This window comes from Octadecabacter sp. R77987 (genome assembly GCF_042466115.1).
In the GTDB taxonomy this organism is placed as follows: Bacteria; Pseudomonadota; Alphaproteobacteria; order Rhodobacterales; family Rhodobacteraceae; genus SW4.
Map to the genome: position 1 here is coordinate 1,919,727 of NZ_JAXHBQ010000001.1, position 25,846 is coordinate 1,945,572.

Consider the following 25,846-nt stretch of genomic DNA (forward strand, 5'->3'; position numbering starts at 1 on the left):
ATCTTGTATCGTAAGGGGCCGCGCCCGACAGTGCGGCCCCGTTTTTTGTCAAAGGACACCTGCATATGACCCTGCGCACACGCGTCTCCACTCTTACTCTCATTGCTGCTGGCTTTGGCGCGACGGCGGCGATTGCTGATGTCTCGGCCACCGATGTCTGGGCGAACTATGATGCCTATGTCGCCTCTCTTGGTGGTGCCATGTCGGGCGATCTGTCAACCAGCGGTGCGGTCACGACCATCACCAACGCCAAGGTCAACTTTGTCCTGCCAATGGGGTTCGGAAACATCGCAGTGGCCGTTTCTGATATCACGATGACGGAAAACGGCGATGGCACCGTAGCCGTCACCTACCCCTCGCCGATGATCGTCGCCATTTCGGGAAACCTGCAAGAGGTTGGCCCGTTTGCCGCGACAATCCAAAGCGAACAGGGTGCATATGACGTCATTGCATCGGGTGACGCGGGCGACGTGACTTACAAAGGCACAGGCACAGACCTGAGCTATACCTTGCTTGATGTCACGTTTGCCGGCAGCGAAGAATGGACCATCAAGGCATCGGGCACCGTCGCCGGGTTCGAACTTGAAACCCGCGTGACCGAAGGCAACCTGATCATGGTGGAAAGCGCGACAACCATGGGCGCGAACACATACGAGTTCGACATGTCCGGCCCTGACGGAATCGTGTCCACCAACACCGGCAGTTATGGCGCAACCCAAGCAACAGCGTCCCTGTCGCTGCCCGTAGGCGGGTCTGACATCATGAACCTGTCGCAGGCAATTCGTGATGGCCTGTCGGTTGATCTTGTATCGCGTGGAACAGGGTCACAAGGGACGGCGACGACAACCCTGAACGGCCAGATCGTGACCGATCAGGACACCACTGCCGGTGCCTCCGAGGTCACGATGCGTCTGGGCGAAAGCGGGCTGGCCGTTGTCGGCAATGTCGATGACATCGCCATGACCGTCACGATGGCGGACCTTATGCCATTCCCGATCGAAGGGGCGATTGACCAGATCACCGCGAACTACGTGCTGCCGGTGAATGCGTCTGACGCGCAGCAGGAATTCCGCTATGCGTTCGGTCTGAACGGCATCACTGTCAGTGATGATATCTGGGGTCTGTTCGACCCTGCGGGCGAATTGCCCCGCGATCCGGCGACCATCGCACTTGATCTGTCTGGCTATGGTGTGACCGGCCTTGATCTGCTGGATATCCCCAGCATGATGGCCCTGTCCCAAGGTGGCGATGTGCCAGTGCAAGTCGATGAAGTGACACTGAACAGCATGACGATCGCAGCCGCTGGTGCAGAAATCACGGCACAAGGCGCATTTATTCTCGATAACGATGACATGGCGACATTTCCCGGTTTTCCACGCCCCGAAGGCGCGCTTGATATGACGTTGTCGGGTGTCAACGGGTTGATGGACAAGCTGGCCGCGCTTGGGTTTATCCCCGAGGAAGAACTGATGGCACCGCGCATGATGCTGGGCATGTTCGCGACACCCGTGGGGGACGATGAACTGACCTCGACGATCGAAGTGAACAGCGAAGGTCACGTTCTGGCAAACGGCCAACGTCTGCGCTAGGAAATCGGGTGAGGGCTGCATGGCGCGGCCCTCGCCCCCTTGCGGGGCACTGCATTGCGGACTACCCCATCTCCAAACATCAGGAACCCGCATGTCAGAACAACTTTCCACTCTCGCTGAACAGCTTCTTGACGCCGCGCGCGCGGCCGGTGCCGACACCGCTGATGTGATCGTCGTTGATGGCACATCCGTATCGATTGATGTGCGCAGTGGCGCGCTGGAACAGGCCGAACGCAGCGAAGGTATCGACATCGGCCTGCGCGTGATGATCGGCCAGCGACAGGCGAATGTTTCAGCCTCGGACACCCGCACCGCGACGATGCAACAGATGGCGCAGCGTGCTGTGCTGATGGCGCGTGAAGCACCCCAAGACCCGCATATCGGCCTTGCGGATCCAACCCAGTTTGCAACCGATACGGACACATCCCGCCTCGATCTGTTTGATCCCAGCGCTGAACCGGACCCAGCCGACCTGCAAGACGCGGCTGCACGCGCCGAAGCCGCAGCGCAGGCCAACGCAGGCATAAGCCAGGTGCAGTCTGCCAGCGCATCATATGGTCGGCGCCGCGTTCACCTTGCCACCAGCAACGGGTTTTCCGCCGGATATGCGCGCACCGGCCACAGCCTGTCATGTGTCGCGATCAGCGGCACAGGCGCAAACATGGAACGCGACTATGACTTTGACAGCCGCGTCTATGGCAGCGACATGCGCACCCCCGAAGACATCGGGGCCCAAGCAGCAGCGCGCGCCGTTGCCCGCGCAGGTGCGCGCAAGCCGAAAACCGGTGCATATCCGGTGTTGTTTGACGAACGTATCGCCAGTTCACTAATCGGGCATCTGTTGTCAGCCGTGAATGGCGCAATGATCGCGCGCGGATCAAGCTGGCTTCGTGACGCGATGGGCGAACAGGTCTTGCCTGCGGGCCTGAGTGTCATTGAAGACCCGCACCGCACCCGTATCGCCGCATCGCGCCTGTTTGATGGCGAAGGCCTTCCAACAGCAAAACGCGCGATAGTTGATAACGGCATCCTGACGGGCTGGACGCTTGATCTGGCCACCGCGCGCCAGTTGGGCCTCACCAGCACCGCCAACGCATCGCACAGCACCTCCTCGGCCCCGTCACCCAGCCTGACGAATATCGCGCTTACCCAGGGCGAAAAAACACCCGCCGAATTGATGGCGGATATGGGGACTGGCCTGCTCGTGACATCAATGATCGGCTCGACGATCAATCCCAACACGGGCGATTATTCGCGCGGTGCAAGCGGCTTCTGGGTCGAAAACGGCGCAATCACCTATGCGGTCAACGAATGCACCATCGCCGGAAACCTGCGCGACATGCTGATGCGGCTGACTCCGTCCAACGATGCGCAATCGCATCTGACGCGTGTCGTGCCATCCCTGCTGGTCGAAGGGATGACCCTTGCAGGCGACTGACCTTGACCTGCTGGTCGACGCCGCGCGCGCTGCGGGGGACATCGCGACAAGCCACTTTGCCGCTGCAACCGAAGTCTGGGACAAACCCGGCAATGCTGGCCCCGTGACCGAAGCCGATTTGGCCGTCGACACGATGCTGCGCACCACGCTTTGCGCCGCACGCCCCGATTATGGCTGGCTGTCCGAGGAAACCGAGGATACCCCCGCGCGCCTTCAAACCGACCACCAGTTCATCGTTGATCCAATCGACGGCACGCGCGCCTTTATCGAGAAAAGCAAAGATTGGTCACATTCGCTGGCGATTGCGCATAACGGTGAAGTCACGGCTGCAGTGATCTACCTGCCCCTTCGCGACATGCTGTTTGCGGCCCGAAAGGGCAGCGGCGCAACGCTGAACGGCGCGCCGATTACAACAACGGTTCACGCAAGCCTGAACGATAGCAACGTGCTGGCGACACGCCCGAACATGGACCCGAAATACTGGCAAAGCGGCGCGCCAGTGTTCAAGCGCCACTTTCGGTCGTCCCTTGCCTATCGCATGGCGCTGGTCGCGCAGGGCCGGTTCGATGCGATGCTAACGCTGCGACCCACATGGGAGTGGGACATCGCCGCGGGCACCCTGATCGTGACCGAGGCCGCGGGCACCGCCACAACCCGCACAGGTGCGCCGCTCAGGTTCAACAACCCGCACCCGCAGGTTGACGGGGTGATTGCCGGTGGCATGCTGCATGCGCCGTTGCTCGCAGCGCTGGCCTGATTGCTTTACGGCGTCACCCCAAAGCCCTAGCTTACCCCCGGACACATCTTGCAACATGAGGCTTTTATGACCCAGCGCCTGCACCTCGTCTTTGGTGGCGAATTGATCGACCCGACCAAGAACGCATTCAAGGATGTGAACGACATCCATATCGTCGGTATGTTCCCCGACTATGACTCCGCGTTCAACGCCTGGAAAGAAAACGCCCAACGCACCGTGGACAATGCCCACATGCGCTATTTCATTGCGCATATCCACCGCCTGCGCGACGAAGGCGTCGAGGCATCGCCAACAGAAGAACTGGGCAGTTAGGCACACCTGAATGGCGCGCACCCTTTCGCTTCGATCGCTTATTGGGCAACGTCCGGTAGCGGACACACCCAAGCAGGACAGCACAACGCGCCCCGACCGGCCAAAGGGGCCGTTGATCTGGTTCCACGTCGGCGGTGACGGCAACCATCGCACTATCGCGACTCTTGCGCATCGGCTCGCCAGCGAACGTGATCAAGCGACGTTTTTGGTTACCGGCACCCTTCTTGAATCAGGTGTAACGTCTGACAATCCGAATGTGATTTTCCAACCCGATCCACCCGACACCCAAACTGGCGCGCGTGCGTTTCTGGATCACTGGCGTCCCGACATGCTGTTCTGGATGCAAGACATACTGCTGCCCATCCTGCTTGCCGAGTGCGCCGTGCGTAAGTGCCCGATGGTGCAGTTGAACGCCAAAAATGGACCAAGCTTGAACTGGTCGGGACCTTGGAAACGGACTGCTCCTCGTGCGATCCTTGAAAAGTTCACTGCCGTTATGGCCGTGGACAATGGCGCTGCGGCACGGTTGCGGCGTGCAGGTTACAACCCCGCGCGGATCGAGGTCACGGGCGCGCTTGAAGAAGAAAGCATCGCCCTTCCCTTCAACGAGGCCGAGCGCAACGAGATGGCCGCCCTGATCGGTGCCCGCCCCGTCTGGTTTGCGACCGACCTTGCCGCGCGCGAAATCGAAACAATTGCCGACGCCTATCAACGGGCCAGCAAACGTGGCTATCGGCTTTTGCTGGTGGTGACACCGCGCGACGTGAACGATTCCGCCGGTATGGCGCAGCAACTGCGCGATCTTGACCTGCACGTCGGGGTGCGCGGCGATGGCGATGACCCGCATGATGAAATGCAGGTGTATATCGCCGACCTCGATAACGAACATGGCCTTTGGTATCGTCTGGCCCCGATTACACTCATGGGCGGCACGCTTACCGGTGCCAGCAGCCGGTCTCCGTTCGAGGCGGCGGCACTTGGATCAGTGGTTGTCCATGGGCCGGCAACCGGACGACATGGAACGGCATACGAACGGCTAACCGCCGCGGGGGCATGCCGTGCGGTGAATTCGGCAGAACGTTTGGCCGAGGCCGTTGGCTTGATGAACACGCCCGACCGTGTGGCGCAAATGGCCCAGGCGGGATGGACAGTCGTGACCGATGGTGCAGACGTCAGCAACCGCGTGCTGGCGATGATCCGCGCACATCTTGACTCGAAAGGGGGATAGACAATGACGGCCCCCCGTTTCTGGTTTACCGATCCGGCACGGCCTGCATTGCGCGCGCGCCTGCTTGCACCTGTCGCCACCCTTTTTGGGGCGATGACTGCGCGGCGACTGGCCAAGGGCACTCCAATGCAGGCTGAAGTGCCTGTGATCTGCATCGGCAATATCAATGTTGGCGGCACTGGAAAGACACCTACGGCCATCGCGCTGGTGCAGCGGCTGATCGCATGGGGGTATCAGCCGCATGTCATAAGCCGTGGCTATGGCGGCGCGCTTGCGGGTCCGATCGCTGTGGACCCAACACAGCATTCTGCGCGGGATACTGGTGACGAGCCGCTTCTTCTGGCCGCCTTTGCGCCCACATGGGTATCCAGGGATCGCAGCGCAGGTGTGCGGATGGCACAGGAATCCGGCGCCGATGTTGTGGTGATGGACGACGGATTTCAAAACCCGTCCGTGCACAAGGACATGTCCCTGATTGTTGTCGATGCGCGGCGCGGGTTTGGCAACGGCCGCGTCATGCCTGCGGGTCCGCTACGCGAACCGGTTTCAACGGGGATGGCACGCGCTGATGTTCTTTTGTCGATCGGATCAACACAAGATCAAGACGCGTTCACCGCCTTGTGGCACCACCGGATTGGCAACACGCCGCATGCACGCGGCCACCTCGCACCGCTTGCAACCGGAATGACATGGGCCGGCCTGCGTGTGCTGGCCTTTGCCGGAATCGGCCACCCCGAAAAGTTTTTCCAGACCTTGCGCGCATTGGGTGCCGACGTGTTGCACGGCGAACCGTTGAACGACCATCAACCGCTGACCGATACCTTGATGAAAAGGCTTGAGCTTGAGGCAATTGCCCGCACAGCCCAGCTGGTGACGACTGAAAAGGACGCAGTACGCTTGCCCGCATCATTTCGCCAAAAGGTTCTGACCTTGCCTGTGCGGCTGGACATCGCGGATTGGTCTGCAATCGACGCCGCGCTTGCCAGGGCTGGCATTACTCCTCGATGATAACTTGCCCTTCGCCCAGTTTCGGCGAGGCGTGGCGCAACCTTAGATCAGCATCCGAAAACCTGATTGGCGTGCGCACGCCCGGCACGCCATCAAGTTCAATTTGCATCCCGCGATGAACAACCTGCGGGTCGGCAAAGACATCATCCATGTTGTTGATCGGCCCCGCCGGAACGCCATGCGCCTCGCAAGCGGCCAGTAGCGCTGACTTGGTCATCTTGATCGTTTCTGCCGCCAGAATTTCGGCGAGGGATTCACGGTTTTTCAGCCGCGCGGGATTGGTCGCATATGCAGGATCATCGGCAATGTCCGGCAGACCCAAAACGGCGCAAAAATTGCGAAACTGCCCGTCATTGCCCACGGCGATAATGATATGCCCGTCCGCGCATTCAAACACCTGATAGGGCACGATATTGGGGTGCGCATTGCCCAGACGCTGCGGCACGTTTCCCGAACTTAGATAATTCATCGCCTGATTGGCCATCACCGCAGTCGCGACATCCAGCAAGGCCATGTCTATGTGTTGGCCCTTGCCGGTCGCGGCGCGCTGGTGAACCGCGGCCAGGATCGCAGTGCTGGCATAGACGCCCGTGAAAATATCTGTGAACGCCACGCCCACCTTTTGCGGCTGCCCTGCGGGATCGCCGGTAACAGACATCAGGCCGGACATGCCTTGAATGATGTAGTCGTATCCCGCCCGTTGCGCATAAGGACCGTCCTGCCCGAATCCCGTGATGGAACAATAGATCAAGCGCGGGTGCGTTTCGCGCAGACTGTCATAGTCCAAGCCGTATTTCGCCAGCCCGCCGACCTTGAAGTTCTCGATCAGGATATCGGCGTCGTTAATCAGCTTGAGCAGTTGCGCGCGGCCCGTATCGGTGCGGAAATCAATCACGACTGATCGTTTGCCACGATTGCAGCAATGGAAATAGGCCGCCGACGTGTCCCCGTTCGGGGTCGCAAAGGGCGCGCCCCATGTGCGCGTGTCGTCGCCTTGGGGCGATTCAACCTTGATCACTTCGGCCCCCAGATCGGCCAGAGTTTGGCCAGCCCAAGGGCCAGCCAGAATCCGCGCCAATTCAACGACCTTCAGGCCTTCAAGCGGGGCAGGCATTATTCAGCCAGCTTTTCATCCAGAACCGCTGCAAACTCGCCATAGGCCATATTGGAGTAAGGCTCGCCATTGATGATAAAGCTGGGGGTGCCCGTGATATTGTCCGCCTCACGGTTGGTTTCGGACCAAGTATAGAGCGCCTGTGCCGCCTCGGCGTCGGCCATGCAAACGTCCAGATCTTCGTCCGTCAAACCGGCAATCTTGCCAATATTGCGAAGGTTGTTGGCAATCGTTGCCGGATCGCCTGCACCCGCCCATTCGCGCTGCTGTTCAAAGATCAGCTCGGTAATTCCGAAATACCGCAACGGCCCACCACATCGCGCCACCATCGAGGCCCACAGGCCGGGACGGTCAAAATAGACCTCGCGATAAACAAACCGAACCTTGCCGGTGTCGATATAGTTTTCCTTGATCTGAAGGTATTGATCGGCATGGAAGTTGGCGCAGTGTGGACACGTAAACGACGCATATTCGATCACCTCGACGGTCGCATCCTCGCTGCCCTGCACCATCTCGACGACACTGCTTGTATCAACTTCGGCGTCTTGCGCGATTGCCGCCCCGAACACGGGATCCGTTGGCGCGGTTGGACGGGTCAGAAACCACGTACCGCCCGCGATGATAGCAACGGCAAGGGCCGCGATGGAAAGCGTCTTATTCATATCAGTCTGCCTTTTCCTGGCGTTTTCGTTTGGTCAGAACATTGGCCGCAAGCGTGCGAAGTGCAACCCGCAAGTCGTCACTTGCCACATCCGATGACAGCACTTCGGCCTTGGCCAGCGCATCAGGGTCTGGTGCGGCCTTTGCCTTGGGCTTGTGATCAAAGGCAACGCGCCCTTCGGCAAAGCCGGTTGGCGCGGTCTGGGTGATCCGCACGCGCGAAATGGCACGATAGCCGTAAACCGCATTCACCTTGTCGCGAATCTGGTCCTTTTGCATTTCCAACATCGGTGCCTGCGCACCAGTCGTTAAGATCGACAGCGTTGCACCCAATCCGCCTTGCCCGTAACCAACCTTGACCGGATGGGCGATGCGGGCGGTTTCTTCGCCGACAATTTCGGCCCAATGGGTCAAAAGCCGGGTCACGGCAAAGCCGCGCGCCTCGCTCGCACCGCGAATCCGCTTCTGCATCAGGGACGCTGCGCGGGAAAAACCGCGTGTGGTGGTATGTTTGCGTTGTTGTGCCATTCTAACGTTCTATTCTAAAGCACCAGCGCGCCCATACCAGCGAAACCCTGCATCAAAGGACATAAACATTGCGTGACGACCCAAGCGCGGACCTGCTTGACTGGTATGACACCCATGCCCGCGTGATGCCGTGGCGCGTCGCCCCTGCGGATCGCAAGGCGGGCCAGCGCCCCGATCCCTATCGTATCTGGCTGTCCGAGGTGATGTTGCAGCAAACCACCGTGGCTGCTGTGCGCGACTATTTCCACCGGTTCACCGCGCGCTGGCCGACCGTGCAGGATCTGGCCAGTGCCGCCGATGCGGATGTCATGGGGGAATGGGCGGGCCTTGGGTATTACGCCCGCGCGCGCAACCTTTTGAAATGTGCCCGTGCAATTGTCACGGATTATGATGGCGTCTTTCCCGATACGCGTGACGGGCTGATCGCTTTGCCCGGCATTGGCCCCTATACCGCCGCCGCAATCGCCGCGATTGCCTTTGACGAACAGGCGACGGTCGTGGACGGCAACGTCGAACGGGTCATGGCGCGCCTGCATGATGTCCACTCGCCTTTGCCTGCGGCCAAGGGCGAACTGACGGTGCTGGCAACCGCCCTTACACCTGCCCAGCGCGCAGGCGATTATGCCCAAGCGGTGATGGACCTTGGCGCGACGATCTGCACCCCGAAATCACCCGCTTGCGGCAATTGCCCGTGGCGTGATCCCTGCAAGTCGCGGATCGCGGGCACGGTGGCCGAACTGCCCAAAAAGACCCCCAAGAAAAAGACACCGACGCGCTTTGGCATCGCCTATGTCGCACGGCGGACCGATGGCGCATGGTTGCTGGAAACACGCCCCGACAAAGGCCTGCTGGGCGGGATGCTTGGTTGGCCTATGTCCGACTGGAATGATGCGCCAGATCCCGCGCCGCCCCTCGATGCAAACTGGCAAGACCTTGGCGTCGAAGCACGCCACACATTCACGCATTTCCATCTACGCTTGCAGATCATGACTGCGAATGTAGGAGATACGACCCCAAACCGTGGTGATTTCATCGCAGCGCCCGATTTTCGCCCCAGCGACCTGCCAACCGTCATGCGTAAAGTATTCGACCTTGCGCACGCGACGCTACGCCACGATTGAGTGCGACGCGCGCGCGCGATAACCTGCGCACGAACTAACCGGAGCATTCCATGATCCCGCACGACAATATGGCTAAACTCTCGCGCGCGCTGCCGTTCTGGCTTTCTCTTGCGCTGGTCCCGCTGGCATGGATCGGGGCGATCTATGGCGGTTGGACGGTGATTCTGCTGCCGATTTCCACGTGGTATCTGTTTTCGATCATCGACGGAATCGCGGGCCTTTACGAAGAAAACGCCGACCTCGACACAACCGAAGACGAGTTGTTCTGGTATAAGCTGGTCACGCTGATCTGGTTCCCGATCCAGTTTGTGACGGTGTTCGGCATCCTTTGGTATGTGACGCAGACTGGCCACCTTTCGGTGGTGGAACAGATCATACTATTCTTTGGCATCGGCGTGATTTCCGGTGCGGTCGGGATCGTCTATGCCCACGAGCTTTGCCATCAGAAACCGAAACTGGAACGCAATCTGGGCGATCTACTGCTCGCCATGGTGCTCTATTCCCATTTTCGCAGCGAACACTTGCTGGTGCATCACCGCTATGTGGGCACGCCACGCGACCCCGTGACCGCGCGATACAACGAAGGGTTCCACCGCTTCTTTTTCCGTGTGCTGCGCGAACAACCCCTGTCGGCATTCCGCGCCGAAAAGGCGATGTTGGCGCGCAAAAACCTGCCTTGGCATGACCGCACAAACCCGTTCTGGAAGTACTGGGGCTTGCAGATCATGTTCATTGCCCTCGCCGTGATCATCGGTGGCTGGGCCGGTCTTGGGCTGTTCCTGATTCAGGCCTTTGTGGCGATCTGGCAGCTGGAACTCACCAACTATGTCGAACACTACGGGCTGACGCGCAAACACCTCGGGGATGGCAAATACGAACATGTCCTGCCGCGCCATTCGTGGAACGCATCGCAGCTTGCGTCGAACTGGCTGCTGATCAACTTGCAGCGCCATTCCGATCACCACTACAAGCCCGACCGGCGCTTTCCGCTGCTGCAAACCTATGGCGAGGCTGACGCCCCGCAACTGCCCTATGGCTATCCGATCATGACGATGGCGGCGATGGTGCCGCCGATCTGGCGGCGTGTGATGAACCCGCGTGTGCGCAAGTGGCGGGCGATGTATTATCCCGAAATCACCGACTGGCAGCCCTATAAGAACGGCACCACGCCGATGCCCCGCTAGGGTTTGGGGTCATTGCGCAACTGCCCGCTGACCCACGCCCAGCTTGACTGGCACATATCGTCCAGCGTGCGCTTGGCGTTGAACCCCAGCACCTGACGCGCAAGATCAGGGCGTGCTGTCAGCACGGCCACATCCCCGTCACGGCGCGGCACGATCTCGAACGGTAATTCCTTGCCGCAGGCATCGGAATAGGCGCGCAAGACCTCAAGCACCGTCGACCCTTCACCGGTGCCAAGGTTCACCGTATGTGACTGACCGGTCTCAAGCAGGGCGTTGACAGACAGCACATGCCCGTCTGCCAAGTCTTCAACGTGAATATAGTCGCGCAGGCCCGTGCCATCAGGCGTGTCATAATCATCGCCAAAGACCTGCAAGCGGGGCAATTCACCAATCGCGACCTTGGCGATATAGGGTACCAGATTGTTGGGAATGTCCTGCGGGTCTTCACCGATCAACGCTGAATAGTGCGCCCCGACAGGGTTGAAATACCGCAGCGTGCCGACCGCCCAGCGCGGATCAGCCGCGACCAGTTGTTCCAGGATCAATTCGCCCGAAATCTTGGTATAGGCATAGGGGCTGGTGTAGGTGCGCGGATGATCTTCGGGGATGGGTTGCACAAGCGTGTCGCCGTAAACCGTCGCACTTGAGGAAAACACGATCCGGCGCACATCGGCCGCATCCATCGCCTGCAACAGGTTCACAAAGCCGCCGACATTGGTCTGGATGTAATCCAGCGGCTTGGCCACGGATTCCCCCACGGCCTTTTTCGCGGCAAAATGGATCACGGCATCAAAGTCATGGGCGGCAAACACACCCGTCAGGAATACCGGATCAAGCACATCACCACGATGCAGTTTCACCGGCGATCCGGTAATGCGCGCAAGGCGCAGCGGCACGTCTTCCTGAGCGTTGGAAAAATTATCGAGGATGACAACATCGTAACCGGAAGCGACCAATCCCAGATAGGTATGTGACCCGATATAGCCTGCGCCACCCGTCAAAAGGACTGTCTTGGTCATTCTTGCCTCATACTCGTTAACCAAATCCCTAAGGCGGGACGGCCCACGGGACAAGTAAAACAAAAGAAAAAGCCCCGCCATGCTTTGGAAAGCTGGCGGGGTGTAAGTTAGTGCCGTAGATATGGCCACAGGCACCGGCGGTAATTCTGTTTCGTCAGTTTGCGCGCATTTCCGAGCGGATTTGCTGGCGCAGCAGATCAATCGGGACTTTCTTGCCTTCGCGCTTGAACTGCCAATAGGTCCAGCCGTTACAGCTTGGCGCGCCTTCACAGGCGGCCCCGACCTGATGGATTGACCCCTTGATATCTGCCCCGATCAAGGTGCCGTCAGCGCGGACCTTGGCCTTGTGGCGGCCATTCATGCTCCACAGCTCCTCGCCCGGGCGCAGCATCCCGCGTTCAACCAACACACCGAACGCCACGCGTGGTTCGGCGCGTTTGGACGTGGAGACCTCAAGCGCTTCTTTGTCGAACTTGCGGATCTTGCTGATACGTTTCTCGGCAACGGCACGATACTCGGCCTCGCGCTCGATCCCGATGAAGTCACGGCCCAGCATCTTGGCGACCGCACCCGTTGTGCCTGTGCCAAAGAATGGATCAAGGACCACATCACCGGGATTGGTGCTGCCAAGCAAAACGCGGTGCAACAGGCTTTCGGGTTTTTGCGTTGGATGGGCCTTGTCGCCCTCGTCATTCTTGATGCGTTCGTGGCCTGTGCAGATCGGCAGCACCCAGTCGCTGCGCATTTGAATTCCTTCGTTCAGGGCCTTCAGGGCTTCGTAGTTAAAGGTGTATTTCGCACCTTCGGATTTCGACGCCCAGATCATCGTTTCATGGGCGTTGGTAAACCGTTTGCCACGGAAATTCGGCATCGGGTTCGACTTGCGCCAAACCACGTCATTCAAAATCCAGAAGCCCTGATTTTGCAGTTCAGCGCCCATGCGAAAAACGTTGTGGTAGCTGCCAATCACCCAGATCGCACCATTGGGTTTCAGCAGGCGGCGCGCGGCGGCCAGCCAATCCTTGGTAAACTTGTCATAAACCGCGAAGCTGTCGAACTGGTCCCAGTGATCGTCAACCGCGTCAACCTTGGAATTGTCGGGGCGATGCAGATCACCGCGCAGTTGAAGGTTGTAGGGCGGGTCCGCGAAAATCAGGTCAACGCTGCCTTCGGGCAGGCTGTTCATCACGTCGATGCAATCCCCATCGACAATCGTATTCAGTGGGAGCGCTTGCGCACCCGTAGCCTTGGTTTTCGTCGTCATTTTTTGCCTCTGTCCCCGGCGGTTAATCCGCTCGTTGGTTGCTCCCAATGTGAGTCAGAGACGATTCGGTGTCAAAAACTTTATTGAATCAATCACTTACCATTTTTTCTTGATACAAGATATTGTGGACCGGCTTAAACGAACGTCTATGGTGAGGGGTCACACCAAGATTTTGAAGCGCTGCCATGTGGCTTTTCGATCCGTATCCGGCGTTTGTCTCCCAGCCATAGCCTGGATGCTGTTGCGCCAAATCCACCATCAGACGATCACGGCAAACTTTTGCCATAATTGAGGCCGCTGAAATCGACACAGATCGTGCATCGCCCTTCACAATCGCCTCGGCCGATGCTGTCAAATCACGCGGCAGCAAATTGCCGTCAATCAACAGATGGTCGACAGCACCCAATCCGGCGATGGCGCGCATCATCGCCAGATGGCTGGCACGCAGAATGTTCAGGTCATCAATCTCGGCCACGCTTGCATGGGCGATGCTGACCTGCGCCACCTTCATGATCTGATCATAAAGCAAATCGCGGCGGCGTGCCGTCAGCGCCTTGCTGTCATTCAATCCATCGGGAATGCGCGCCGGATTCAGTATCACTGCGGCCGCCGTCACCGGCCCCGCCAAAGGACCGCGCCCAACCTCGTCCACACCGGCCACACGCCCAAGGCCGCGCTTGAACGCGGCCTGTTCAAAACTGAAATCCGGGGTCTGTCGGGCCATGCCCGCAATCAACACCATCACCACGCAAAAGAACAGGGGCAGGCGACCATGTCCAAGCGCCTGCCCCTGCCCCCCTGTCGCGCGCCCTCTGGTGGAAAGCGCGCGCTGCTCGACGGTACTAGTGGCGGTTCCAGGTAAACCCGGCATTGCGCAGACAACGTGGACGGAACCCGTTGCGGCGACCATTGTCGGTGCGCACGCTTACTTCGCAGCGCTCGGGCAGGCGGTTGAACCCGCGAAAGTTGTTCTGCATGCAACGGCGACCAAACATCCGAACGGTTTCACCACGGCGCGTTTCGATCCGGCGCAAGCACTGGGTGGGAATCACGTTGCGGTTCGGGCGCGGGTTCACCACCGGCGCTGCGTTGTCCTTGCGGCTTTCATGAATGACGGCACCAAGCACCAGCAAGCCCAATAGCGCGCCCCATGCTTCCTCATTGGACATGTCGGCCTGCGCCGGAGTCGGAGCAAGGCTGGTCATACCAAGGGTCAGGGCAAGCGCACCTGCGATCAAAGTCTTAAACATAGCGTTTCCTTTCGGTTAGGCGCCGATGGCAGCAAGCCTGACGCGATGAAAGGAGATTGGCGGCAATACGGCCTGCCAAACAATAACGCTGCATTGCTATCGCCTGACAGGCCCGCGCGGCAGATCGGTTATTGAATATCACGGGGTTTCTGGCGCATCTTGCCCCCATGAAACACCTTACCTCATCCATACTCGCCCTTGGGCTGATGGCAGGTGCCGCACAGGCCGCCTGCTATGCCGATTACAAGGCCAAACAGGACGATCCTTTGCGCCTCCACTACGGGGTGGTAGAAATCGACGGGGACTGTAATGTCGAAAACGCAGCCGCCCAGCTTGAAGACGCGCTGGGGGCTGACGGCTGGCAGTTGCTGAACGTGCTGGGCGTCTTTGACGACGACGGTCTGGACGAGAGGAGAGAGAGTGCAGGACAATACTACCTCCGCTATTGAGGCACGCCAGACAGGCAACCGCGTGGTTGCCGCAGGTATCGCCGCGATTGTTCTTATCCTCCTCGCAGCCGCTGTTCTGCTATTCATCAACCTGCCTGACGCGAACGCTTTCAATGCGCGCGTCGAACAACTGTTTGTCGAAAACGACACGCTGACCGGTAACGCGGAAATCAAGCTGCTCGAGATCCTCGCCCAGTCGGGCACGGCATTCAGCGACACTTTGTCCAGCTACCGTTTCGTCATTTTCGTGCTGCTGATTTTTGCTACCGCTATGTTGATCGCTGCTGTTGCGTTCCTTGTGATGCTTGTCGCCCTGAACCGCCGCATGGGCCAGATCGAACGGCAAGGGATCGAGGTGAACTCGCTTTTGATCAGCCGCGACCAGAACACCGTTTACCTCAACAACTTTGAATTCAAACTTACCGAGGCCGCCATCGAAACCCTTTCCGTGCTGGCCGAGGCACGCATGGATGACGAAGTGCTGTCAGGCGCCGAAATAGAAGGCGTCATATCAGGGCGCAACGCTGCCGATTGCGACGAGGCCGCTGGCGCCACACGGATCAAGCGCCTGCGCGATACGCTGGGCAACCAGATGATCAGCGAACTTCTGGTCAAAAACATTGCGCGGCGCGGCTACATGCTGGCCATCGACAAGGATGTCATTCGCATGGTCTGACGCGTGGCCCCGGTTTTTCCCCGTGAAACACTGTGCTGCCATTCCCACCTGTCTTCCATGAAAAGACGCGCATTCCTTCAGGGTTTTGGCGCAGTGGGCCTTGCCCCGCTCGTGCCTCTCCCGCTTGCTTCCGGCGCTATGACTACACCTGCTGTCACGACATCGCAGTTGGCGTTTGGGTCTCTCTTTGCCCAAGTTCATAACGCATGTTCGCCCGCGATGTTGGCAAAAAGCCTGAAAGTGCCGGTTGAAACCGCCACCGCGGTTCACGCAAAACTCGTGGCAAGGGGCGTGATTACAGCTCCCGGCGTGACGGGTTTCAGCACCGCAATCAAGCCGTTCTTCGCCAACCTGCGCTTTCCTGGCGCAACAGGCGCGGGAATTCAAAACGCGGCCACTCCCAAGCCAAAGCTGCGCGACATCATCGACAACGACGCGCGCGCTAGATCTCAAAGAAATACGGATCAACCCGACGCCAGAAATGCAACAAGTCCTGACCCGTCGCCGGATGGCGGCCCAGCGCTTCAATCGCAAGAATATCAGCCGCAACAAGCGCCGACAACTTGTAGGCCAAAGCAGCCGGCGCAGCCCGACCTTTTACAAGATCCTCGAACTGAGACGCGGCAGAAGTAATCGCAAAACAAATGGTCAGCGCCTTTTCACGCGGCCACTTGCGCGCAAGGTTGCGCACGAGTGCACGAATGCTTTCTTCCTCACCCTTGGCAAGAACCGCGACCGAATACTCGATCATCAGGTCGATATTTCCCTGATGCATGACACACTACCATTTAATCCATCCGTCGCAGTCATACCTCTACAGCGCATACAACGGTAGTTGAATCAAAACTAACAGAGATTTCACAACCTTCAGTTGTGGCGACCCCGGCAGGATTCGAACCTGCAACCTGCCCCTTAGGAGGGGGCTGCTCTATCCAGTTGAGCCACGGGACCACGGGGTATGTGAATGCCCGTGTTTGGTTCCAAGGTCAACGTTACGCATCGGGCTTGGACAAGGCGCGCCTGCCAGAGTAACAAGGGTTAGGGAAGAATTTTCAGGGCGGCGACAGCGTGACCACACGGACCAAAAGACCACTTACCTTGCGGGATGTTTCCGAAGCATCCGGCGTAAGCGAAATGACCGTCAGCCGCGTGTTGCGCAACAAAGGCGACGTCAGCGAAGCAACCCGCATCAAGGTGCAGGACGCCGCCAAACGCCTTGGCTATGTGCCCAACAAGATCGCGGGCGCATTGGCCAGCCAGCGGGTGAACCTTGTCGCGGTGATCATTCCCAGCCTTGGCAACATGGTTTTTCCCGAAGTGCTGTCGGGCATTTCCGAAACGCTGGACGGCACTGACCTTCAGCCGGTTGTCGGCGTCACCAACTACATGCCTGAAAAAGAAGAAAAGGTCCTGTTCGAGATGCTGTCTTGGCGCCCGTCGGGGGTGATCATTGCCGGGTTGGAACACACCGAAGCCTCGCGCGCGATGTTGACACAGGCTGATATTCCCGTGGTGGAAATCATGGATGTGGACGGCGAGGCGATTGATGCAAACGTGGGAATCTCCCATCGCCGTGCCGGCCGGATCATTGCCGAAGAAATCCTGAAGGCTGGATACAAGAGGATCGGTTTTCTGGGAACGAAAATGCCGCTTGATCACCGAGCTCGAAAACGGTTCGAAGGATTTACACAGACCCTCGCCAAGTCGGGAATCGAGATTGCGGATCAGGAGTTTTATTCCGGTGGATCGGCCCTGGCGAAAGGTCGCGAAATGACCCAGGCCATGCTGGAACGCACGCCCGAAATTGATTTCTTGTATTATTCCAACGACATGATCGGCGCCGGCGGCTTGCTTTATCTGCTTGAAAAGGGTGTCGATATCCCGAACCAGATTGGCCTTGCCGGTTTTAACGGCGTTGAATTGCTTGATGGTCTTCCGCGCCAGCTTGCGACGATGGATGCCTGTCGCCGCGACATCGGCCAGAAAGCCGCCGAGATTATCGCGCGCCGCAATGCCGACCCATCCGAGCCCGAAGGCGAGCGGATCGAGTTAAGCCCAACTGTCAGTCTGGGCGACACCCTGCGCCGCAGTTGACGGTTCTGCGCCTATCGTTTTCATGCATGTCCTGAAACCGCCATGGCATACGCCGCTGGTCATGAATAACTGCCGCGTGGTCATCTTGTCGGAATTCGTGTGGTAACAGGCGCGCGGACTGGCTCGACCGGCCCCTTCAAGCGCAAGTTTTTCAATGCCGCAATCCAAGCGCCTTCGGCTGCGCACTAGCGATCCTGTGCTGACAACGCACATCAGAGCACATATCCAATTGAATAAAATGGTGAGCCGTGATGGGTTCGAACCATCGACCTACTGATTAAAAGCGGCCAAAAGTGCATTTCGCCCATTTTCGCTGCGCTGCGCTAAAGCGACATAAATGCATGGAAAAAAACGTTTATTCTTGACGTTTCACACGCTGACCTTGCATCACCTAACCCACGAAACGCTGCACAAGGCTTCCGGTAGGCTTCCGGATTTGGTGGGGAACGATGGCAAAACTGACAACGCGATACGTGGAAAGCATAACACCCAAGGACGGGGAAATCATCCTTTGGGATGACGATCTGGGCGGTTTCGGGCTGCGCTGTTACCCAAGCGGACGCAAAGTTTATGTAGTGCAATACAAACTGCACGGGCGCACCCGCCGCCGCACCCTTGGGAAACACACCGTTGTAACGTCTGACGAAGCCCGCAAACAGGCCAAACTGGTGCAGGCTGATGTGGCACGTGGCGCTGACCCGTCAGCCGAACGCAAGGCACGTCTGCGCAGCCCGACGATCAAGGAACTAGGCAAGCGGTTCCTGAAAGAACACGTTGAACTACATTGCAAGCCGACGACCCTTTACGACTACCGCAACCTGTTGCGCGGTGTGGTGAACCCCGTCTTGGGCGGGATCAAGGTGTCGGAAATCACCTTTGGCGATATCCAAAATTTTCACCTCAAACGGCGCGAAACCCCGTATCAGGCAAATCGCGGCGTTATGGTTTTGTCCAAGATGCTGAACCTTGCCGAGGATTGGGGGCTGCGCCCCATGAACACGAACCCCGCCCGCCGGATCAAACGCTACCCCGAAGTTGAAAAGAAACGCTACCTGAACGACGACGAACAGGAACGACTTGGCGGCGTTTTGGTGGACGCGCTGAAATCCGGCGAAATATCGCGCTATGCGTTTGCCGCTTTCTACCTCTTGATCCTGACCGGCTGTCGGCTTGGCGAAATCCAAAAACTGCGTTGGGACTATGTGACACCCACGCACCTGGAATTGCCGGATAGCAAGACAGGGCGCAGGCGCATCCCCCTGCCCCGTGAAGCGCGTGCCATGATCGAAACCCTTGAACGGCGCGAGGGCAATCCGTTTGTCATTCTGGGCGAACGTGGTGAGGGCTACTATAACGACCTGCAAAAGCCGTGGCGCAGGGTGCGCGAACGTGCGGGACTTGAGGACGTGCGCCTGCACGACCTGCGCCATACATATGCATCCGTCGCGGTCATGAACGGGATCGACCCGTTCACCCTCAAGGAAATTCTGGGCCACAAAAACCTGACCACCACCCTGCGCTATGTGCACCTGTCAGATGACGCGGTGCAAAAAGCCGCCGGACAAATCGCCAATCGACTTGCGGCCAGTTTGGGAAGTATGGCGTAGTGGCGGACGCAACCCCATGACCAAGGCGCTCACTTTTGATGCAAGAACCCCTCGCCCGCCTAAATGAACCGGACTATCCAACAGAGACTATCTGGGAAATTGCTGACAAAATCACACCGGCCTTCGTCGATGAAATGCGGGACCGATTTGGCCTGATCGGCAGCCACGGTGAGATTAGTGGAGAGCTAGGCAAGGTGCTGTGGAGGTTTCAGGCAGCGGCAAAAAACGCGCTTGAACCATTGCCCGCCCCACAAGCAAAAGAATTAGACCGGCTCAAGAAGTCTGTTGATCGCAGCATAGCAGCGTTCGATGCACTCAATGACCAAGCCCGAACTGACATCGACAATGCAGTTATGTATCGCGATCCGTTCAATCAACGCTTCTACTTCGAACAGCAGCAGGATTATTGGGACAAGAACGAGAACTCTACGAAAACGGCCATGAACAAGCTCGCGCAAATTTCACACGCACTAGATGCCGTGATGGATTTGCGAAAAGTGCAAGCGGATGACCCAAAAAGAACTATCAACACGCCTCTTGATCATCTCATCCAAGACTTGACGATGGATTTTGAGAAAAGGACAGATCGAAAAGCATATCAGTGCTGCTATTACGATCCACGAACTGACAATTATTCCGGTCAGTATTATGATTTCATTGAATTTATCTTGGATCATTTCGCCCCGCGTAGTTACCATAGCCAAGTAGCTCTAGGTAAACGCATCGTGCGGGCATTAGGCAAAATGGTCCGGTAAGGACACTCAATTCCAAAACGTGATTTCAACTGTCCTTTGAGAGAATGAGGATAACGCTCGATATATCTGACATACGGTCAGAGGAGCATCACATGAATACCGAACACACGACACAAATCACTTCTACCCTTGTCGATGAACGCGAGGCCGCGTCCATTCTCTGTTATTCCGTGCGCGCTTTGCAGAATTGGCGGCATCGGGGCGGCGGGCCTGACTTTGTGAAGGTTTCATCCCGTTCCGTCCGGTATCGCCGCGACGATCTGGAAAAGTGGATCGCGGCCCGCACGGTCAGCAACACCGCGCAACACCACTAACACACCAGTTTTGCCCTTGGCGGGTTGGTAGCACGTCAAGGGATTTTGGGGCCGGACGGCCTTCAAACGGGGCGCGTGTTCAAACGCGAACGCGCGCCCTTTCTTTGCCTACCGATAACCGTATCACGAAAGGAAATCCTTATGACAACACAACCCGCCCACAAGATCAGATTGGGCCTGATCACCGCGACTATTTGGAAAAACGACAACTTCTATTCCGTTGATTTTTCAAGGTCTTTCAAGAACGCCGAAGGCGAATGGCAGAACGGCACGAGCTATTCCCATTCCGACCTTCTGAACCTTTCAAAATGCGCTGACCGCGCCGAAATCTGGATTGCGAGACAGACCAATGCAAACAACTAGCACCAAATCACACACCCCGATGCGGCCCCAAAACAAAAGCTACCCCGCCGAAGGCGGAATGCAGGCCCGCGCCACGCACACCGGTGGCGGGCAAAGGGGGGTCACAGAGCACCCCCCTCTGGAAATACAGATGATCCAAGGCGCTATACGGTCTTGCACCGAGGCTTTGATACCTTGGCGCTGTCTATTCAGGCCCATATAGGCACAGAACTGTTCGACTACCTTGAGCGTGAAAAGACCCGCGCCGAGGATGAACAACGAGAGGTGCTGGTGGAATACGAAGGCTTACAGTTTCACCTCAAGCCTTATGGCGGCAAAGGATACCGTTTTTTGCTGGACGGCGGGCCGGACGGGGCAAGCTGGGCGATCAAGAAACCCAACGCCCGTGACGGTTGGGGCATCCGGATTTCTTTCGGGTCGTTCTTTTTGGCGATGCATGGCCTAGGTGCAGCCAAGGCGCATTGCGAACAAGTCTTGGGCCGGTTTGGCGTCAGCTTTGGCCGCGAGGATGTCAGCATATCGCGCGCGGATTTCTGTGTGGATATCCTTGCCAACGGCTTCACCCTGCACCCTGACCAAATGGTGATGCACAGCGCCGCCAAGCGCAGCGATCATATTGAGGCCGACACAGGTTTGCGGGTGAACGGCAAATCCGGTCAGGTCACATCCGTCACGGTTGGCAGCATCAAGAACCGGCAAGTCATTATCTATAACAAGCGGGCCGAAGTGATCGCGCGCGGCAAGGCCCATTGGTGGATGATCTGGAACGATACGTTATCTAAAGGACCGCACGGCACCCCCGCGCCCTCTATATTATATAAAGAGGCCAAATTTGGCCCGCTGACGCCCGATCCGGCCAAGGCCAAAGACAACCAAATTTGGCGGATCGAGTTTCGGGCAGGCAAATCTTTGCTAAAGGATCGTTGGGGCATCCGCACGTGGGGGCAGTTCTTTGACCGATTTGGCGACCTTTGCCGCGAAACCGGCCAAGTCGTGCGCTATTGCGATCCGGACCCGCGCGACACAAATCGGTCACGTTGGCCAATTCATGCATTATGGGAAACCGCCTGCGCAGAAATCAACGACGACCTTGTCGAGATGCGCAGCGGGGCTGATCCAAACCCCATGAAAGAGGTCCACCGCGAACAACATATCGGCACGGTGTTTCGCAACATCTTGGGCAACAGCATCACCTTGGCCGCGCTACACGGGAAACCCGCCACGGACCTGCCCGATATGTTTGCGACCACGGCGCAACAGATGACAGACGCGATCAAGGCAGACCCTGCCAAAACCGAACGTCAGCTGCGCGAGGCCAAGGAACGTTACGTGTTCATTCAAAAGCCGACCGACCCTATGTAACGTTATATATATAGGAAACTGACAGCCCAATGCGTCCTACGTTACGTAGGGCGTATTGGTGTGTCGGCTATACAGACAACCCCCAGAACAATCGGGCTTTTCCCTCGTAGCGTGTATCATTAGGGTGTGGCAAAACAGGGGTAGCCATGTCGATCATTGCCGATTTTATCACCGCCGTTCAGCACACCCATGCCAGTAACGATGCGACCGAACATTCCTACCGCCCTGCCCTCAAATCCCTGTTTGAAGCGATTGATCCCGCGATCACGGCCCAGAACGAACCCCAACGCCTGACCAAGGTCGGCGCGCCTGACTTTTCGTTCAAGAAAGGCGATATCGTGATCGGCCATGCCGAGGCCAAGGATTTGCATATCGGCATCCGCGCCATGAAAGACGCCAACCGCGACCAGCAGGCGCGCTACAAGGCGGGCCTGCCGAACCTGATCTATACCAACTGTCTGGATTGGGATTTCTACCGCGATGGCGATCTGATCGCGTCCGTCACGATTGCCGACATGCTGATGGGCATTCAGCCACGGCCCGACCAATACGCCAGCCTTGAACACCTGCTGGCCGACTTTTTCGCGCAGCGCCCCCAATCCATCACATCCCCGCGCGATCTGGCTGAACGGATGGCAGGCAAGGCGAACCTGATCAAGGATGTGCTGGGCAAGACCCTGCGCGAGGATGCCAATGTGCAATCCGAACTGACCGCCCAGTATCAGGCGTTCAAGGAAAACCTGATCCACGACATCACCGCCGAGGATTTCGCCGATATCTATGCCGAAACCATCGCCTATGGCATGTTCGCCGCGCGTCTGCACGACACCACGCTAGACACGTTCAGCCGCCAAGAGGCGCTTGAACTGCTGCCCAAATCGAACCCGTTCCTGCGGTCCCTGTTCAGCTATGTGGCGGGTTATGATCTGGATGATCGCATCGCCTGGATCATTGACGATCTGGCGCGCGTGTTCCGCGCCGCCGATGTGGGCAAGATCATGCAGGGGTTCGGCAAGTTGACGGGGCAGAACGACCCGTTCCTGCATTTTTATGAAACCTTTCTGGCCGCCTATAACCCCGCCAAGCGCAAGGCGCGCGGGGTCTGGTATACGCCCGAACCGGTGGTGAATTTCATCGTGCGGGCGGTGGATGATGTGCTGCAAAGCGAATTCGGGCTGCCCGACGGGCTGGCGGATACGTCCAAGGTCACGCTGGACTGGGACACCGGCCAGACCGATAAAAAGGGCAAGCCCGTCACCATCAAAAAGGATGTGCACCGCGTGCAAATCCTTGATCCCGCCACGGGCACCGGCACCTTTCTGGCCGAGGTGATCAAACAGATCGCGCCGAAAATTCAGGGTGTCGCGCCCGGCATGTGGTCGCAATACATCGAACAAGACCTGATCCCGCGCCTGCACGGGTTTGAATTGCTGATGGCGTCCTATGCCATGTGCCATATGAAGCTCGACATGATCCTGACGGAAATGGGCTACAAGCCCACGGGCGACCCGCCCCGCCTTGGGGTCTATCTGACCAACTCGCTTGAGGAAGGCGAACCGGCCAACCAGACCCTGCCCTTTACCCAGTGGCTATCGCGCGAGGCCAAGGGCGCCAACACCATCAAACGCGACATGCCGATCATGTGCGTGATCGGGAATCCGCCTTATTCCGGCATTTCGCTGAACAAGGGCGAATGGATCACCAGCCTGATTGACGACTACAAATATGTGGACGGTGTGCATTTCGGCGAGCGTAAACATTGGCTCAACGACGACTACGTCAAATTTATCCGCATGTCAGAGCATCTGATTGAAAAGAATGGCGAAGGTGTGTTGGGGTTCATCACCAACCACGGCTATCTGGACAACCCGACCTTTCGGGGGATGCGTTGGCATTTGATGCAGACCTTCGACAAAATCTACGTGCTGGATTTGCACGGGAACGCCAAAAAGAAAGAGGTCACACCGGACGGCAAACCCGACAAAAACGTCTTTGATATCCAACAGGGTGTGTCGATCATAGTCGCGGTGAAGAAGCAAAGCGGCGAGACCGGCTCGGCGAAAGTCATTCGGTCTGACTTATGGGGTGGCCGGAATTCCAAATACTTAGAGCTTCAAAGCAATTCTCTTGGCGGCAAAATGGTTCGTCCATTCTCACCTTACTACTTTTTCAATGAAATGTCAGAGGAGGCATACCTACATTACACTAACGGCTTTTCCGTCTCTGAAATTTTTGAAGTCTTCTCTAGTGGCTTCGTTTCGGCAAGAGACAAGCTGAATATCCATTTTTCAAAAGGTGGGATTTCCGCAGCCATTCGCCTACTACTAGATGGAACGGAAGAACAAATTCGCGCAGCGTTCGACGTCCCTACAGACTCAAGGGATTGGACCCTTGCAAGTGCTAGGGCTGACGCTGAACGATCTGTCAGTCATGTCCCGTATTCAAAGTGCTGTTACAGACCCTTTGATGAACGATGGACGCTTTATTCGGGTCAATCTCGTGGTCTATATTCGAGTCCGCAACAAGGTGTTCAAAACTCAATGAAAGCTGACGACGGGAACATCGCCTTAAACTGCTCCAAGACAAACGGTGAGGCAAACCGCACAAACGTCTTTGCGACCAACTCAATAACTGATTTCCACATTGTTGGTGGGTCTGCCAATACCTTCCCCCTCTACCTCTACCCCGATCCGCAAGACCTTGACCAAACCCGCCGTGTCAACTTTGACCCGAAACTTTGGAAGAAACTCAAAACCAAGGCCACCCACCCCACCCACGGGGAACCGGATGAAATCCAGACCTTTGATTACATTTACGGCGTGCTGCATTGCCCCGCCTACCGCGATACCTATGCCGAGTTCCTGAAGATCGACTTTCCCCGCATCCCGTGGCCCAAAACCGCGCAAGAGTTCTGGGAGGTCAGTGCCAAGGGCAGCCACCTGCGCAAGCTGCATCTGATGGACCCCGCCACCATCGGCCCCGCCCCCTATCCGTTCAAAGGCGCGGGCGACAATATCGTGGACAAGCCCGAATGGCGTGACGGCAAGGTCTGGATCAACAAGACCCAGTATTTCGACGCCGCCCCGCCCGTGTCATGGGATTTCTACATCGGCGGCTACCAGCCCGCGCAAAAATGGCTGAAAGACCGCAAGGGCCGCGCCCTGTCATTCGACGATGTAAAGCACTACCAGAACATCCTGAAAATCCTGTCAGAGACCGACCGGATCATGAAAACGATTGAAATGGACTTGGGGGCGTGATGCGGATCGCGGTCATTGTCCTTTGTGCGTTGCTGCCCCATTTGGCCAGCGCCCAGTCCTTTTCGTGCAGGATCGGAACCCGCGCCGCCTGTCTAGACTATGGCGACACGATTTGTTCATCCCTTGGCAAATGCGTTGATCAGGACGCCCAGTGCTTCAACCGTTACCAATGCGATTACGCGGGGTTCACCTGCCAATCAAACGTTACCGATTGTTTGCAGGAGTATGAGACCCTGCTGCGAACCCATAACACGCTGGTGGATGACTATAACGGCCTTCTCGCGGACATTCGTGCGGCCACCCGTATGGTTAGTAACCAAGAGGACGAATTGCGCGACATCGAACGCTGTTTGGCGGGCGCATCCTCGCTTGAACTGGCCCGCCTTTGCGCACCCTGAAATCGGGTTTTGTCAGGCTAACCCGACAAGTTTCCACTTCTCACCCGAATCTATCAGTTGACTGTTTCACCCAAGACACAGCCAAAATCGGCTTCC

At 57.7% G+C, this 25,846-nt stretch carries 26 protein-coding genes and 1 tRNA gene; 18 read left to right on the forward strand and 9 right to left on the reverse strand.

The window, feature by feature from the left end:
• Positions 1-65 precede the first annotated feature (65 nt).
• The 6 genes from SJY21_RS09725 to lpxK all read left to right on the forward strand — a co-directional run bounded on the left by SJY21_RS09725 (position 66) and on the right by lpxK (position 6,332).
• Positions 66-1,589, forward strand: coding sequence for a DUF2125 domain-containing protein (locus SJY21_RS09725; protein WP_377509621.1), 1,524 nt, complete (start codon positions 66-68; stop codon positions 1,587-1,589).
• 91 nt (positions 1,590-1,680) lie between these two features.
• Entirely contained in the window at positions 1,681-3,027 is a 1,347-nt protein-coding gene (locus tag SJY21_RS09730; protein ID WP_377509624.1) for a TldD/PmbA family protein, read from the forward strand.
• On the forward strand, positions 3,014-3,784 hold the full coding sequence (locus SJY21_RS09735) for a 3'(2'),5'-bisphosphate nucleotidase CysQ (protein WP_377509627.1): 771 nt from the start codon (positions 3,014-3,016) through the stop codon (positions 3,782-3,784). The genes SJY21_RS09730 and SJY21_RS09735 overlap by 14 nt, the downstream gene beginning before the upstream one ends.
• Before the next feature lie 66 nt (positions 3,785-3,850).
• Positions 3,851-4,096 carry a DUF4170 domain-containing protein gene (locus tag SJY21_RS09740; RefSeq protein WP_377509630.1) on the forward strand — a complete coding sequence of 82 codons (246 nt, stop codon included), beginning with the start codon at positions 3,851-3,853 and terminating at the stop codon, positions 4,094-4,096.
• Between the two features lie 10 nt (positions 4,097-4,106).
• Positions 4,107-5,324 (forward strand): 3-deoxy-D-manno-octulosonic acid transferase, encoded by a 1,218-nt coding sequence (locus SJY21_RS09745; RefSeq protein ID WP_377509633.1) that lies wholly within the window; start codon positions 4,107-4,109, stop codon positions 5,322-5,324.
• Between the two features lie 3 nt (positions 5,325-5,327).
• Entirely contained in the window at positions 5,328-6,332 is a 1,005-nt protein-coding gene (lpxK, locus tag SJY21_RS09750) for a tetraacyldisaccharide 4'-kinase (protein ID WP_377509636.1), read from the forward strand.
• Here the strand turns inward: lpxK and SJY21_RS09755 are convergent.
• From SJY21_RS09755 to SJY21_RS09765, 3 genes are read right to left on the reverse strand one after another with little or no spacing between them, the layout of a single operon-like run.
• On the reverse strand, positions 6,319-7,446 hold the full coding sequence (locus SJY21_RS09755) for a CaiB/BaiF CoA transferase family protein (RefSeq protein ID WP_377509638.1): 1,128 nt from the start codon (positions 7,444-7,446) through the stop codon (positions 6,319-6,321). The two genes, lpxK and SJY21_RS09755, sit on opposite strands and share 14 nt — an antisense overlap.
• Positions 7,446-8,108: a DsbA family protein gene (locus tag SJY21_RS09760; protein WP_377509641.1), complete on the reverse strand. Its 663-nt coding sequence runs from the start codon at positions 8,106-8,108 to the stop codon at positions 7,446-7,448. The genes SJY21_RS09755 and SJY21_RS09760 overlap by 1 nt, the downstream gene beginning before the upstream one ends.
• Position 8,109: 1 nt before the next feature.
• A complete protein-coding gene (locus tag SJY21_RS09765) occupies positions 8,110-8,634 on the reverse strand; it encodes a DUF721 domain-containing protein (RefSeq protein WP_377509644.1) in 525 nt (174 codons plus the stop codon).
• Between the two features lie 68 nt (positions 8,635-8,702).
• Here SJY21_RS09765 and mutY point away from each other — a divergent pair, with 68 nt between their 5' ends.
• Both mutY and SJY21_RS09775 read left to right on the forward strand, forming a co-directional pair.
• The gene (gene mutY / locus SJY21_RS09770) at positions 8,703-9,755 is read left to right on the forward strand and encodes an A/G-specific adenine glycosylase (RefSeq protein ID WP_377509647.1); all 1,053 of its coding nucleotides are present in this window, start codon (positions 8,703-8,705) and stop codon (positions 9,753-9,755) included.
• A 50-nt stretch (positions 9,756-9,805) separates the two neighbouring features.
• Positions 9,806-10,939: an alkane 1-monooxygenase gene (locus SJY21_RS09775; protein WP_377509649.1), complete on the forward strand. Its 1,134-nt coding sequence runs from the start codon at positions 9,806-9,808 to the stop codon at positions 10,937-10,939.
• On the opposite strand, the gene galE is transcribed toward SJY21_RS09775, so the two are convergent.
• The 4 genes from galE to SJY21_RS09795 all read right to left on the reverse strand — a co-directional run bounded on the left by galE (position 10,936) and on the right by SJY21_RS09795 (position 14,472).
• Positions 10,936-11,958: a UDP-glucose 4-epimerase GalE gene (galE, locus tag SJY21_RS09780; RefSeq protein WP_377509652.1), complete on the reverse strand. Its 1,023-nt coding sequence runs from the start codon at positions 11,956-11,958 to the stop codon at positions 10,936-10,938. The two genes, SJY21_RS09775 and galE, sit on opposite strands and share 4 nt — an antisense overlap.
• A 154-nt stretch (positions 11,959-12,112) precedes the next feature.
• On the reverse strand, positions 12,113-13,222 hold the full coding sequence (locus SJY21_RS09785) for a site-specific DNA-methyltransferase (protein ID WP_377509655.1): 1,110 nt from the start codon (positions 13,220-13,222) through the stop codon (positions 12,113-12,115).
• Positions 13,223-13,310: 88 nt separating this feature from the next.
• On the reverse strand, positions 13,311-13,946 hold the full coding sequence (locus SJY21_RS09790; RefSeq protein WP_377509658.1) for a ribonuclease HII: 636 nt from the start codon (positions 13,944-13,946) through the stop codon (positions 13,311-13,313).
• A gap of 118 nt (positions 13,947-14,064) precedes the next feature.
• Complete coding sequence (locus tag SJY21_RS09795; RefSeq protein WP_377509661.1) at positions 14,065-14,472, reverse strand: hypothetical protein; 408 nt, start codon at positions 14,470-14,472, stop codon at positions 14,065-14,067.
• Between the two features lie 167 nt (positions 14,473-14,639).
• Here SJY21_RS09795 and SJY21_RS09800 point away from each other — a divergent pair, with 167 nt between their 5' ends.
• Together SJY21_RS09800 and SJY21_RS09805 are read left to right on the forward strand one after the other, a co-directional pair.
• Entirely contained in the window at positions 14,640-14,921 is a 282-nt protein-coding gene (locus SJY21_RS09800) for a hypothetical protein (protein WP_377509664.1), read from the forward strand.
• Positions 14,893-15,597, forward strand: a complete 705-nt coding sequence (locus SJY21_RS09805) for a transcriptional regulator (RefSeq protein WP_377509667.1) — start codon at positions 14,893-14,895, stop codon at positions 15,595-15,597. Before SJY21_RS09800 ends, SJY21_RS09805 begins: the two co-directional genes overlap by 29 nt.
• A 442-nt stretch (positions 15,598-16,039) precedes the next feature.
• Here SJY21_RS09805 and SJY21_RS09810 read toward each other — a convergent pair whose 3' ends face one another.
• Together SJY21_RS09810 and SJY21_RS09815 are read right to left on the reverse strand one after the other, a co-directional pair.
• A complete protein-coding gene (locus SJY21_RS09810) occupies positions 16,040-16,372 on the reverse strand; it encodes a hypothetical protein (protein WP_377509670.1) in 333 nt (110 codons plus the stop codon).
• A gap of 99 nt (positions 16,373-16,471) precedes the next feature.
• Positions 16,472-16,548 (reverse strand) — tRNA-Arg (locus tag SJY21_RS09815).
• A gap of 117 nt (positions 16,549-16,665) precedes the next feature.
• Between SJY21_RS09815 and SJY21_RS09820 the strand changes: the two genes are divergently transcribed.
• The 8 genes from SJY21_RS09820 (at position 16,666) to SJY21_RS09855 (ending at position 25,750) form a co-directional block, all read left to right on the forward strand.
• Entirely contained in the window at positions 16,666-17,691 is a 1,026-nt protein-coding gene (locus tag SJY21_RS09820; protein WP_377509673.1) for a LacI family DNA-binding transcriptional regulator, read from the forward strand.
• Between the two features lie 449 nt (positions 17,692-18,140).
• Positions 18,141-19,298 carry a tyrosine-type recombinase/integrase gene (locus tag SJY21_RS09825; protein WP_377509676.1) on the forward strand — a complete coding sequence of 386 codons (1,158 nt, stop codon included), beginning with the start codon at positions 18,141-18,143 and terminating at the stop codon, positions 19,296-19,298.
• Positions 19,299-19,336: 38 nt separating this feature from the next.
• Positions 19,337-20,053, forward strand: coding sequence for a hypothetical protein (locus tag SJY21_RS09830; RefSeq protein WP_377509679.1), 717 nt, complete (start codon positions 19,337-19,339; stop codon positions 20,051-20,053).
• Between the two features lie 92 nt (positions 20,054-20,145).
• Positions 20,146-20,367 carry a helix-turn-helix transcriptional regulator gene (locus tag SJY21_RS09835; protein ID WP_377509682.1) on the forward strand — a complete coding sequence of 74 codons (222 nt, stop codon included), beginning with the start codon at positions 20,146-20,148 and terminating at the stop codon, positions 20,365-20,367.
• 141 nt (positions 20,368-20,508) lie between these two features.
• Positions 20,509-20,730 (forward strand): hypothetical protein, encoded by a 222-nt coding sequence (locus tag SJY21_RS09840; protein WP_377509685.1) that lies wholly within the window; start codon positions 20,509-20,511, stop codon positions 20,728-20,730.
• 153 nt (positions 20,731-20,883) lie between these two features.
• Complete coding sequence (locus SJY21_RS09845) at positions 20,884-22,092, forward strand: hypothetical protein (RefSeq protein ID WP_377509688.1); 1,209 nt, start codon at positions 20,884-20,886, stop codon at positions 22,090-22,092.
• Between the two features lie 146 nt (positions 22,093-22,238).
• Positions 22,239-25,352 (forward strand): type ISP restriction/modification enzyme, encoded by a 3,114-nt coding sequence (locus SJY21_RS09850; RefSeq protein WP_377509691.1) that lies wholly within the window; start codon positions 22,239-22,241, stop codon positions 25,350-25,352.
• Entirely contained in the window at positions 25,352-25,750 is a 399-nt protein-coding gene (locus SJY21_RS09855) for a hypothetical protein (RefSeq protein ID WP_377509694.1), read from the forward strand. The genes SJY21_RS09850 and SJY21_RS09855 overlap by 1 nt, the downstream gene beginning before the upstream one ends.
• The last annotated feature ends 96 nt before the right edge of the window (positions 25,751-25,846 follow it).

What these genes read in the sequence shown, in the direction of transcription:
- SJY21_RS09810 (WP_377509670.1), bottom strand. Translation starts at nt 16,372, where the DNA reads ATGCATCAGGGAAATATCGACCTGATGATCGAGTATTCGGTCGCGGTT.
- lpxK (WP_377509636.1), top strand. Translation starts at nt 5,328, where the DNA reads ATGACGGCCCCCCGTTTCTGGTTTACCGATCCGGCACGGCCTGCATTG.
- SJY21_RS09830 (WP_377509679.1), top strand. Translation starts at nt 19,337, where the DNA reads ATGCAAGAACCCCTCGCCCGCCTAAATGAACCGGACTATCCAACAGAG.
- SJY21_RS09800 (WP_377509664.1), top strand. Translation starts at nt 14,640, where the DNA reads ATGAAACACCTTACCTCATCCATACTCGCCCTTGGGCTGATGGCAGGT.
- SJY21_RS09725 (WP_377509621.1), top strand. Translation starts at nt 66, where the DNA reads ATGACCCTGCGCACACGCGTCTCCACTCTTACTCTCATTGCTGCTGGC.
- galE (WP_377509652.1), bottom strand. Translation starts at nt 11,958, where the DNA reads ATGACCAAGACAGTCCTTTTGACGGGTGGCGCAGGCTATATCGGGTCA.
- SJY21_RS09760 (WP_377509641.1), bottom strand. Translation starts at nt 8,108, where the DNA reads ATGAATAAGACGCTTTCCATCGCGGCCCTTGCCGTTGCTATCATCGCG.
- SJY21_RS09785 (WP_377509655.1), bottom strand. Translation starts at nt 13,222, where the DNA reads ATGACGACGAAAACCAAGGCTACGGGTGCGCAAGCGCTCCCACTGAAT.
- SJY21_RS09740 (WP_377509630.1), top strand. Translation starts at nt 3,851, where the DNA reads ATGACCCAGCGCCTGCACCTCGTCTTTGGTGGCGAATTGATCGACCCG.
- SJY21_RS09730 (WP_377509624.1), top strand. Translation starts at nt 1,681, where the DNA reads ATGTCAGAACAACTTTCCACTCTCGCTGAACAGCTTCTTGACGCCGCG.
- SJY21_RS09765 (WP_377509644.1), bottom strand. Translation starts at nt 8,634, where the DNA reads ATGGCACAACAACGCAAACATACCACCACACGCGGTTTTTCCCGCGCA.
- SJY21_RS09755 (WP_377509638.1), bottom strand. Translation starts at nt 7,446, where the DNA reads ATGCCTGCCCCGCTTGAAGGCCTGAAGGTCGTTGAATTGGCGCGGATT.
- SJY21_RS09825 (WP_377509676.1), top strand. Translation starts at nt 18,141, where the DNA reads ATGGCAAAACTGACAACGCGATACGTGGAAAGCATAACACCCAAGGAC.
- SJY21_RS09745 (WP_377509633.1), top strand. Translation starts at nt 4,107, where the DNA reads ATGGCGCGCACCCTTTCGCTTCGATCGCTTATTGGGCAACGTCCGGTA.
- SJY21_RS09795 (WP_377509661.1), bottom strand. Translation starts at nt 14,472, where the DNA reads ATGTTTAAGACTTTGATCGCAGGTGCGCTTGCCCTGACCCTTGGTATG.
- SJY21_RS09790 (WP_377509658.1), bottom strand. Translation starts at nt 13,946, where the DNA reads ATGGCCCGACAGACCCCGGATTTCAGTTTTGAACAGGCCGCGTTCAAG.
- SJY21_RS09840 (WP_377509685.1), top strand. Translation starts at nt 20,509, where the DNA reads ATGACAACACAACCCGCCCACAAGATCAGATTGGGCCTGATCACCGCG.
- SJY21_RS09835 (WP_377509682.1), top strand. Translation starts at nt 20,146, where the DNA reads ATGAATACCGAACACACGACACAAATCACTTCTACCCTTGTCGATGAA.
- SJY21_RS09855 (WP_377509694.1), top strand. Translation starts at nt 25,352, where the DNA reads ATGCGGATCGCGGTCATTGTCCTTTGTGCGTTGCTGCCCCATTTGGCC.
- SJY21_RS09775 (WP_377509649.1), top strand. Translation starts at nt 9,806, where the DNA reads ATGATCCCGCACGACAATATGGCTAAACTCTCGCGCGCGCTGCCGTTC.
- SJY21_RS09850 (WP_377509691.1), top strand. Translation starts at nt 22,239, where the DNA reads ATGTCGATCATTGCCGATTTTATCACCGCCGTTCAGCACACCCATGCC.